This is a genomic window from Streptosporangium sp. G11 (assembly GCF_051192615.1).
Lineage (GTDB): Bacteria > Actinomycetota > Actinomycetes > Streptosporangiales > Streptosporangiaceae > Streptosporangium.
This window is the reverse complement of the sequence record NZ_JBPJUQ010000157.1, coordinates 1-8,913: the sequence shown is the minus strand read 5'-3', so window position 1 is coordinate 8,913 and position 8,913 is coordinate 1. Positions and strand designations below refer to the sequence as shown.

9 protein-coding genes and 1 pseudogene are annotated in these 8,913 nt (G+C 68.6%); 7 read left to right on the top strand and 3 right to left on the bottom strand.

Annotated features, from left to right (window positions below; translation table 11 throughout):
- Positions 1-155: 155 nt before the first annotated feature.
- Positions 156-389 carry a hypothetical protein gene (locus ACSDR0_RS48080; protein ID WP_435295690.1) on the top strand — a complete coding sequence of 78 codons (234 nt, stop codon included), beginning with the start codon at positions 156-158 and terminating at the stop codon, positions 387-389.
- A gap of 487 nt (positions 390-876) precedes the next feature.
- On the opposite strand, the gene ACSDR0_RS48075 is transcribed toward ACSDR0_RS48080, so the two are convergent.
- Positions 877-1,665 (bottom strand): MerR family transcriptional regulator, encoded by a 789-nt coding sequence (locus ACSDR0_RS48075; RefSeq protein ID WP_435295689.1) that lies wholly within the window; start codon positions 1,663-1,665, stop codon positions 877-879.
- Between the two features lie 334 nt (positions 1,666-1,999).
- On the opposite strand from ACSDR0_RS48075, the gene ACSDR0_RS48070 reads away from it, so the two are divergent.
- Together ACSDR0_RS48070 and ACSDR0_RS48065 are read left to right on the top strand one after the other, a co-directional pair.
- Entirely contained in the window at positions 2,000-3,226 is a 1,227-nt protein-coding gene (locus ACSDR0_RS48070; RefSeq protein ID WP_435295688.1) for a serine hydrolase domain-containing protein, read from the top strand.
- A gap of 272 nt (positions 3,227-3,498) precedes the next feature.
- Positions 3,499-4,089, top strand: a complete 591-nt coding sequence (locus ACSDR0_RS48065) for a recombinase family protein (RefSeq protein WP_435295687.1) — start codon at positions 3,499-3,501, stop codon at positions 4,087-4,089.
- A gap of 200 nt (positions 4,090-4,289) precedes the next feature.
- On the opposite strand, the gene ACSDR0_RS48060 is transcribed toward ACSDR0_RS48065, so the two are convergent.
- On the bottom strand, positions 4,290-5,162 hold the full coding sequence (locus ACSDR0_RS48060; RefSeq protein WP_435295686.1) for a hypothetical protein: 873 nt from the start codon (positions 5,160-5,162) through the stop codon (positions 4,290-4,292).
- A gap of 329 nt (positions 5,163-5,491) precedes the next feature.
- Here ACSDR0_RS48060 and ACSDR0_RS48055 point away from each other — a divergent pair.
- Positions 5,492-5,866 (top strand): annotated as a pseudogene (locus ACSDR0_RS48055) (DUF4158 domain-containing protein); the annotation flags it as partial.
- On the opposite strand, the gene ACSDR0_RS48050 reads toward ACSDR0_RS48055, so the two are convergent.
- The gene (locus ACSDR0_RS48050; RefSeq protein WP_435295685.1) at positions 5,835-6,350 is read right to left on the bottom strand and encodes an aldo/keto reductase; all 516 of its coding nucleotides are present in this window, start codon (positions 6,348-6,350) and stop codon (positions 5,835-5,837) included. The pseudogene ACSDR0_RS48055 and the gene ACSDR0_RS48050 overlap by 32 nt on opposite strands.
- Before the next feature lie 85 nt (positions 6,351-6,435).
- On the opposite strand from ACSDR0_RS48050, the gene ACSDR0_RS48045 reads away from it, so the two are divergent.
- From ACSDR0_RS48045 to ACSDR0_RS48035, 3 genes are read left to right on the top strand one after another with little or no spacing between them, the layout of a single operon-like run.
- On the top strand, positions 6,436-7,833 hold the full coding sequence (locus ACSDR0_RS48045) for a hypothetical protein (protein WP_435295684.1): 1,398 nt from the start codon (positions 6,436-6,438) through the stop codon (positions 7,831-7,833).
- Positions 7,834-7,839: 6 nt separating this feature from the next.
- Positions 7,840-8,328 (top strand): RipA family octameric membrane protein, encoded by a 489-nt coding sequence (locus tag ACSDR0_RS48040; RefSeq protein WP_435295683.1) that lies wholly within the window; start codon positions 7,840-7,842, stop codon positions 8,326-8,328.
- The gene (locus tag ACSDR0_RS48035) at positions 8,325-8,615 is read left to right on the top strand and encodes a DUF7701 domain-containing protein (protein WP_435295682.1); all 291 of its coding nucleotides are present in this window, start codon (positions 8,325-8,327) and stop codon (positions 8,613-8,615) included. Before ACSDR0_RS48040 ends, ACSDR0_RS48035 begins: the two co-directional genes overlap by 4 nt.
- Positions 8,616-8,913: the final 298 nt, after the last annotated feature.

Here is an 8,913-nt window from a genome sequence, read left to right as displayed (position 1 = left end):
ACGCCTCAAGATCTACAACCGTCACGAGACATAAATGATCGGCAAACCGATCTATCCGCGCAAGCGCCGTTGCAGTACTAGGCCCTGTCCGCTTCCACACCGCCCCCGACGACTCGCTCGAGCTGACGCTTGATCAACCACACGACTCCTATGACATGGACGAGTACGGCCAGGTCACCGTCGGTCCCGCCCCAGAGGAATTCCTGATGAGCCAATTTCTCGGCCAGTCGATCCGAGCCGTTCATCGCATTGTCGACCATCGGATCGAGACGGAGATCGGCCTCCGGCTTGAACTTGATCACGGCGAGGTGCGCATCCTCAACCTGGGTAACGAACTGGTCATCACCGACACCGCCCTGCCGCAAGCGGTCGAAGCTACCCTTCGCTGACACGCCTCGCGACATTCGTGCACTGAACCCACGAGCCGAACGGGCCCTCAGATGCCAAACCCACATGAGTTCCCGCTGAAGAACCTTCAGTTCGCATGAACTCTGGGCTTTCATGGCCCTCCGCTCCCGAAGCTGACCTCAGCCCCAAAGTAGCTGTGTGAGTGATCACGATTGCGGTTCGTGGTCGTCACGGCGGGCCCCAACCCCTCCCCTGACCCCGGGCCCCCGACGGCCGGGAGTGTTCCAATAAACGGCGGACCTGATGATCAAGGAGATGCGTCCAACCGCCGCGTCTGCTTCCCACCCGTCCGTCGCGCCCGAGGTATGCCGGTCAGAGATGTACTCCGAGGTCTGGCGGGCGTGCGCGAGCATGAAGTCCACTGCCTCCAGCAGCCGCCGGTCGCTACCTCGCCGGTGAGGTCAGCGATCAGCGCGGCGCCCCGCCGTGCACCCTGCTCGGTGGTCCAGCGGCCGAGCTACAGCGTTCTCAAGGTCGGTGTGGGTGATTCGGGATGTCGATGCCCGCCGCGTGCAGTCTCGCCTCGACCAGCGCGTTCAACCGAGCGATGGCCGGCGCTTGGTCTTCCCGATGGTGGTTGATCAGTCCGTACCGCGCGGCGGCGTCGGACTGGTTCCACGACCCGGTCGGCGCCGCCAGCAGCGCGCGGTCGGCCAGCAGCTTGTCGGCCAGCGCGGACGCCAGCTCCTCGATGCGCGGGTCGTCGGGAGCCCAGGACATCGCATCGACGCCGCGTTTGGTCAGCTCGACGAGCTCGGGATCGTCGAGCGAATGCTCGAGCCGGGTCAGGAAGCTGTCGAAGATCTCCGGAACCAGTGCCCGGGCCAGCACCAGAGCCTCCCGTTGGGTGGCCACGTAGTCGGACCTGAAGCCAAGGTCGGCGAGTCGGTCCAAGACCGCGCAGGCACGGTCGGGCAGTAGGGCCCGGTCACCGTGGGCGAGCCGGTGCAGCGTGTCGCGGCGCGCGATCAGGTCCTCGATCCGTTCGGTGAGCCGACGACGGACGTCGTCCAGAGCGGCGGCGAACAGTTCGGGATCGGAGTCGAGCAGGTCACCGATCTCGGCCAGCGGCACGCCGGCCTCGGCCAGCGTCCGGACCTGAACCAGCCGCAGCAGGTCGGCCGACCGATAACGCCGGTAGCCCGAACTGTCACGTTTCGGTTCGGCGACCAGGCCGAGCCGGTGATAGTGCCGCACGGTCTTGATCGTGACGCCGACGAACGCCGCCGCCTGGCCGATGGTGAGCCCGTCTGCCATCGGCTCAGCGCACCTCCCGATCGCGGGAGGCTGCGCACACCGCATCGGTGACGGCCTTCGCATTCACCTTGGGGTACTGGTGGCGGGCGATCACAGGGCCAGGGTAGCGCGCATCTGTTCCAGTCCATCACCGCGCCGGACCGCGCGGACCGCGGCCCGACCTCGGGCCCAGGCCCCGGGGATGCCTGAGGCTGGCGCAGGTCAGCCCATGATCGCGAGAGGGGTTGACCTTGACCTTGGGTCAGGGTGCACGCTCATCGTATGGCCGCCTCGACGGGGCCGGTGGCCACCAGGGCGGCCGCGAGATCGAACACTGTGGACAAGGAGATTCATAATGGGACAAAGCAACAGCGGCTTCTCCGAGGCGGGGCTGCGCAGACTGCGCGAGGTGCTGGCACGCCATGTCGAGTCCGGGAAGATTCCCGGGCTGGTCGCCCTGGTCAGCCGGGCAGGCCCGACGCACGTCGAAGCGATCGGGACGATGCGCGCCGAGGGTGGCGCGCCGATGCGCCGGGACACGATCTTCCGGATGGCGTCGGTGTCCAAGCCGGTCACGACGGCGGCCGCGATGGTCCTGCTCGATGAGTGCAGGCTGCGGCTGGATGACCCGGTGGATCCGTGGCTGCCCGAACTCGCCGACCGGCGCGTGCTGACGCGGCCCGACGGCCCGCTGGAGGACACGGTTCCGGCGCGGCGGCCGATCACCGTGCGGGACCTGCTGACCTCCACGTTCGGGCTCGGTGTGGATTTCGAGTTGATGGACTCCCCGATCAGGGCTGCGACCTTCAAGGCCACCGACTACAGCGTGGCCTCCGGGCCGGCGCCCGACCGGGACGAGTGGATGCGCCGCCTCGGCGAGCTGCCGCTGGCGTACCAGCCCGGCCAGCGGTGGCTGTACGACCTCAGCTACGAGGTACTCGGCGTGCTGGTCGCCCGGGTCGCCGGCCAGTCGTTGGAGACGTTCCTGCGCGAACGCGTCCTCGACCCGCTGGGCATGACCGACACCGGGTTCCACGTGCCCGCCGGCAAGATCGACCGGCTGCCGCCCCTGTACGGGCCCGACCCGCAGACCGGCGAGTTCACCCTGTGGGACGAGGCGGCGGGCGGCCGGGCCGTCCAGCCTCCGGCGTTCCAGGGCGCCAGCGCGCTGGTCTCCACCGCCGACGACTACCTCGCCTACTTCCAGATGCTGCTCAATGGCGGCATGCACGAAGGCCAACGGATCTTGTCCCGGGCCGCCGTCGAGCTGATGACCACCAACCGCCTCACCCCCGAGCAAGAGGCTGCTCGGGACGCCATGTACAAGAACATCGCCCATCTGACGGCCGGTCAGGGACTGCACGGCGGCTGGGGCTTCGGGATGGGGGTGCGCACCTACCGCGGCGACTACGCCCCCACCGGCCAGTTCGGCTGGGACGGCGGCACCGGCACCACCGCCTACGCCGACCCGACCAACCAACTCACCGGCATCCTGCTCACCCAGACCGGGATGTCCACCCTGGACTCGCCGCGACTCATCAACGACTTCTGGACCACCCTCTACCAAGCCATCGACAACTGACACCGAGCGCGGATGCCGGGCCGAGCGGGCACAGCCGGGCGATCTCGTCGGGGACGAGGTCGGCCAGGGAGCACTCTGCTCGGCGGTGGCCCGCATGGTCGGGTGTTCATCTAACGAGCGTTTGACGAACGCAACCAAGGACACCCGGCCGAACGGGGACCATCGTGCGCCGTGTCCGGTTCGGGTGTTCATTTTGCCGTTCATCTTCGGTCGCTCTCCGCTACCGTTCAGGTACCTCGCGCGTGACGTTTGATGAACGGAGGTGCCTCGCCATGGCACTCATCGGACTGGTCCGGGTCAGCACCGACAAGCAGAAGACCCAGCGGCAGCACGACGCCCTCGATCCGATCTGCCTGAAGGTCATCGCGGAGAAGGCCAGCGGCAAGCTCGCCACCAGTGACCGGCCCGACCTTCTCACCGCGCTGTCCTACATCCGCGAAGGCGACCTGCTGACCGTCCAGGAAGTCGACCGGCTCGGCCGCAACCTCCTGGAAGGACTGATCGTCCTCAACGACCTGTTCCAGCAAGGCATCGGCGTCAAGGTACTGGAGGGCATCGCCGTCGGCGAGCACACCGAACGCTCCTTCATCCTCAACCTGGCCCTCGCCCTAGCCGAGGACCGCCGCCGCGACATCGTCCGCAAGACCAAGAACGGCCTGGAGACCGCCCGCAAGCAAGGCAAGGTCGGAGGCCGCCGCCCCGTGGTCGACGACGACAAACGCGCCGCGATCCTCGACCGTCGCCGGCGCGGGGAATCCATCCGCACCATCGCCGCCGGGGTGAAGGTCTCCGTCGGCGTCGTCCACAAAACCCTTGCAGCCGCTGCCGAGGGCGACCCCACTGACCAGCCCCCGACTCCCTGAGGAGCACGCCGTGCCGCGGCCGCAGATCCCGCTTGATGACCCGCGCGTGCTGGGGTGCTGGGACTATCCGGCCGGAATTGAACGCTAAGACCGACCGGCGCGTCCTGAGCTGTGGGAAGTCGACGTCCAAGCCTCGGAAAAGCCCTCTCGATCGGCGTCTTCGGAGACTGCTGACCCCACGCTGCCCAGCAGCGGAAGGATTAACGTTCAATTCCGGCCGGATAGTCCCAAGATCCCGGGTCGACGTGCCCGGCTTCGAGGGTGCACGTCAGCCAGGCCCGGAACCCGTCCTCGTACGGGTCATCCAGTTCCTGGGTGTAGTCGCACCACGGGTGCCTCTCGCCGGGGGCACGGTCGGGGTAGAGGCCAGCACACGCGCGGCCACGTTCCCGGCTGGGCTGGCCGGGCCAGCCCTCGCCGAGCGGGCCGCTGAGGTATCCCCACGGATACGGGCCGTCCTCCAGCCCGACGCGCAGTGCGGCCGCGATGCTCGCGGCACCCATCCGGCCGTTCTCGCACCAGGCCAGGGTGTGCCATTGCCCGGCGCCTCTGCCGGTCGGGGTCCAGGCGTGCAGGGCGTACCGCGGGGGCGCGAACGCGGTGGGCAGCCACTCGGGTTCGGCAGCCAACTCGGGGCCAGGACCGGCCGGGCGGTAGCGGAAGGAGCCCTTCGGCGGGCAGGCCGGCCGCTGGGGCCGTCGCGCTTCGGCGTCGACCTGCAGCACCTGGCAGATGGCGGCGTTGGGGTCGCGCATGCGCTCGGTGTGGTCCCAGACCTGCACGCGGCGGATAGGACCCTCCCAGGCGACCAGGGCCTGGGCGATCTCGCCCGCAGGGGCGGGGGTGGCGCACCATGCCTGGGTGTGGTGAGAGTCCTCCATCAACACCCCAGGGCCGGTCGGCGCGGTGAAGACGCGCACCTCGTACGGCAGAGCCAGCGCGACCGGCCGCGTGGTGGGCGCGTCGACGTTCTCGGCGGCGGCGCGCTCCAGGGCTCGGGCGGCTGCGTTGTACGACTCCCCGGTGGAGGCCTGGCGGGCTCGGATTTCGCGCTTGCGCTTGTCAGTCGGCATGACAGCTCCGTTTGGGCGAAGTCCCCACGTCACTCCGCCACAGGCTGATCATGAGCGCAAAGGGCGGATGTACCGCACGCGGAGCGAAGGCTCCTTGTCCTCTTCGCGGCCAGCGACGTGGGCGCCCGGCGGCTCGGAAGGGGGGCCAGACCAAGTACGGCGGAAAGGGGCAGTGGCCTTGCCGTACCGGCAGGTAATGTGCGGGAACAGCGCTTCCCGCGAGTCGAGGACATGCCTCCGATCAAGGCTCTGACCTGTGGCGTGCCCCTTCCCTGCTTACTTGGTCTGCCCCCCTGTAATGGTTGTCTTCCCGCGGTGGATTACCTGGCATGGAACGGGCGCCCTTATGCACTGACGACCTGGTCGAGCACTGGACGGTCCTCGCGGACGAGATGGCCCTCATCGCAGGCAAGCGTGGTGCGACTCGTCTGGGGTTTGCGCTGCTGCTGAAGTTCTACACCCAGCACGGTCGCTTCCCCCGCGGCAGATCCGAGCTGCCGGACGAGGCCGTCGAGCATGTGGGACGCCAGATGAAGGTGCCCGCGGCAGACCTCGGGTTGTACGAGTGGACCGGCAGCACCCTCGAGTACCACCGCACCCAGATCCGGGCGCACCTGGGCTACCAGGTGTGCAGCGTCGCCGACGCCAACAAGCTGACCGACTGGCTGGCGGTCAACGTCGCGCACGCCGAGCGGCACCCCGACCGCGTGCGAGGGGAACTGCTCGCGCAGTGCCGCCGCGAGCAGATCGAGCCGCCGGCCCCGGGGTGGCGTCCTTGGCGTGCGCCAGCACGGCGATATGGTCCACCAGCGCCTGGTTGGCCGCGCGGTTGCCGGTGGTGAATCGCGGGATGGTCGCGCGGATGTCGCCGTCGGCAAAGGAGGTCGAGGCCTCGACCGATCCGGTCAAGAACCCCTTGCCGAGCGGGCTGAAGGGCACGAACCCGATGCCCAGCGCCGCGCACGTGGGCAGTACGTCGGTCTCGGGGTCGCGGGTCCACAGGGAGTATTCGCTCTGGACGGCGGTGACCGGGTGGACCGCGTGAGCGCGGCCGATGGTCTGGACGCTGGCCTCCGACAGCCCCGGATTTGCGTGGTGGTGGATATGCCCATCTATGTGAACGCGCGCTACAGCTACAGGCAAGATCAAGTCTACGAGTTGACTGCCGCAGAGATCTTGACGTCCCATTCCGGATGGCCCTGTATGTCGAGTAGGGGCTACTCGTGTGCCGGGGATCTTGGGTGGTCACACTCGGTGGGAACGGAGGTGGATCATGAAGTATCGGCTTGACCCGGCGGCCGAGGCCGAGGCGGCGCGCGGTAACCTGCTCGGCGGCCTCTACACCGGCGGCATAGCCTCGCTCGTCTTCGCCTACATGAACGGCTGGGTTCCCGAGCTGACCGGCGGCGTGCAGATCCCCCGCGACGTCGAGCTCTTCCCTTGGCTGGCCGGCGGCACCGGCCTGGCCTCCCTGCTGTTCACCGTGGCGCTGGTCGTGCGCGTGGTCCGCTGGCAGATCGCGCTGTCGCAGCGGCGGCGGGCGCGCGATCCGGTCAAGGCGCTGCTGTTGCCGCCCTCGGCCGAGCACGGCGCCGCCCTGCGGATGTCACGGCCCGGCCGTACCACGCTGGGCAACGTCTTGACGCTGGCCCTGATATGGGTGGCCTTCCCGCTGGTGATCGTGGCGCTGGGCACCCTGCTCACGCCCGGGCGGATGGGCTCGCGTACTGAGGAGGCGACGCTGGTCGCCGCCGTGGCGGGCGGTGTGGGGCTGGTCGTGCTGCTCGTGGTCGCCGTCGACGTCACGCGTCGGCGCCTGCTGGCCAGGCAGGTGCGCAAGCTCTCGCAGGATCCGGCCTTCGCCGAGCTGATGCCGCCCGCCACCGCCGCCCTGTCCCGCTACCGAGCGCCGGTCATCCCCGAGCTGAAGATCACCTACTACGCGCCGCCCGCGGCCATCGTCTTCGGCCTCACCAAAGTCAGCGCCGCGCGCAACGTCTTCGGCCACCCACCGCTGAGCATCGCCTACTTCCGGCTGTTCGAGAACGAGCTGCGGGTGCGCGACTTCGTCAAAGGGGCCTTCCGCCGCTGCGGGTACGTCCACCTGCTGCGCAGCGCCGCCTCCGTGCGCCTCTCCGAGCTGATGCGGGTGCGCCGCGACGGGACGATCGGGGAGCTGTTCATCGCCTCCGACCGGCGCATGCAGCGCGAACTCGACGCGCGGCCCCGCGAGCCGCTGCCCCGTGGATTCCGCATCATCAGGGGCACCGGCGGCAGAGGCGTGCGCGTCTGGGACTTCAAAGGCGGCTACCCCATGTCCACCTACCTGTGCCACGGCGCCTACTGGAAACGCGCCGTCGACACCTTGCTGGATCTCGCCGACCTCGTCGTCATCGACCTGTCCGGCTTCCAGAAGGAGAACATCGGCACCGGCTACGAACTCCAGCGCGTCATCGACCGCTACCCGATCCACCGCGTCGTCGTTCTCGCCGACACCGGCAGCGACACCCGCTACCTGGCCACGCACATCAGGCGCGCCTGGTCGAGGATGGCGCCCGACTCGCCCAACGCCGGCGACGGCACCAGAAGCCTGCTGGTCGGCCAGATCGCCGTCGGCGGCCAGCTGGCCACCTACCCCTTACTAGCCCATGCGCACAAACGACTGAGGTGATCGACGGTGTCCGTCCCGCGTGCCGAGCTGTCCACACCGCCCGCCCCCGGCAACGACCTGGCTCCGGTGATCGAGCTCTACAAGATCGCCGTGGAGATGGCCGACCGGATCTCGGCCCGGCGCACCCTGGCCAACGCCTTCTTCCTGTCCATCCAGAGCACGCTGCTTTCGGTCGCGGCGCTGTCGCTGTTCACCGCCGCGCGATCGTGGCCGGTCTCGGTGGTGTTCGCGCTGGTCGGAGTGGTGCTGTCAGGCACATGGTGGGTGCAGCTGCGCAGCTACCGCGACCTCAACCGGGCCAAGTTCGCCGTCATCAACGAGATCGAGCTGCAACTGCCCGTGCAGCCATTCGGGAGCGAGTGGCAGGCGCTGCTGGCCAGCCGTACAGGGCCGTGGCGGGGGCGCTACGCCGACCTGGGCAGCACCGAACGGATCGTGCCCGGCGTGTTCGTGATGCTGCATCTGCTGCTGCTGGCGGGCAGACTCTTAGCATGAGCTACCTGGACGCAGACGCGCACCTGATCCGGAGCCTGCTGCCGGCCGGCGCCGCGCCACCGGACGATGCCGCCGGGCTTTTCGTCCTGTACGCGGTGCTGCTGCGGGCCAAAGGCGAAGAGGTGAGCGCCGAGGACGTCCATGACGCCTGGTCGGCGTGGATGAGCACGCGCGATCCCGGCCACCCCGCGCTTGTCCCCTTCGCCGACCTGCCGCTCTCGAGCCGGGCGGCCGACGAACCGTACGCCGTAGCCATCCGCGCGGCAGCCTCTCAGCGCCGACGGTGACACCGGCCGCCATCCCACGGCAGAGGCGTGCGCGATCTGACGGTGCACAAGAACTGGTGCAGCCTGGTACACAGCACCAGCGCCTGCTCTGCCAGGAGTTAGACGGGGTCTTCGGACAGGAACAGGTCAGTCATGGCCGGGCACTTGGCCGCCTGCCACCGAGTGCCGTCCAGCATCTGAGCACGCGGGTCCTTCCAGCGGGCGGACGCCTCGCAGTACACGTTGAGCTTCCCCCGTTTTTCCGGAGGCTTTGGATCATGGTCCACGGATCATGGGAAAGGTCTCGATTATGGGGAAG

Bases quoted from the DNA above. Each gene is read 5' to 3' on its own strand.
- ACSDR0_RS48060 (WP_435295686.1), bottom strand. From the start codon at position 5,162: ATGCCGACTGACAAGCGCAAGCGCGAAATCCGAGCCCGCCAGGCCTCC.
- ACSDR0_RS48080 (WP_435295690.1), top strand. From the start codon at position 156: ATGGACGAGTACGGCCAGGTCACCGTCGGTCCCGCCCCAGAGGAATTC.
- ACSDR0_RS48070 (WP_435295688.1), top strand. From the start codon at position 2,000: ATGGGACAAAGCAACAGCGGCTTCTCCGAGGCGGGGCTGCGCAGACTG.
- ACSDR0_RS48065 (WP_435295687.1), top strand. From the start codon at position 3,499: ATGGCACTCATCGGACTGGTCCGGGTCAGCACCGACAAGCAGAAGACC.
- ACSDR0_RS48035 (WP_435295682.1), top strand. From the start codon at position 8,325: ATGAGCTACCTGGACGCAGACGCGCACCTGATCCGGAGCCTGCTGCCG.
- ACSDR0_RS48045 (WP_435295684.1), top strand. From the start codon at position 6,436: ATGAAGTATCGGCTTGACCCGGCGGCCGAGGCCGAGGCGGCGCGCGGT.
- ACSDR0_RS48050 (WP_435295685.1), bottom strand. From the start codon at position 6,350: ATGGGACGTCAAGATCTCTGCGGCAGTCAACTCGTAGACTTGATCTTG.
- ACSDR0_RS48075 (WP_435295689.1), bottom strand. From the start codon at position 1,665: ATGGCAGACGGGCTCACCATCGGCCAGGCGGCGGCGTTCGTCGGCGTC.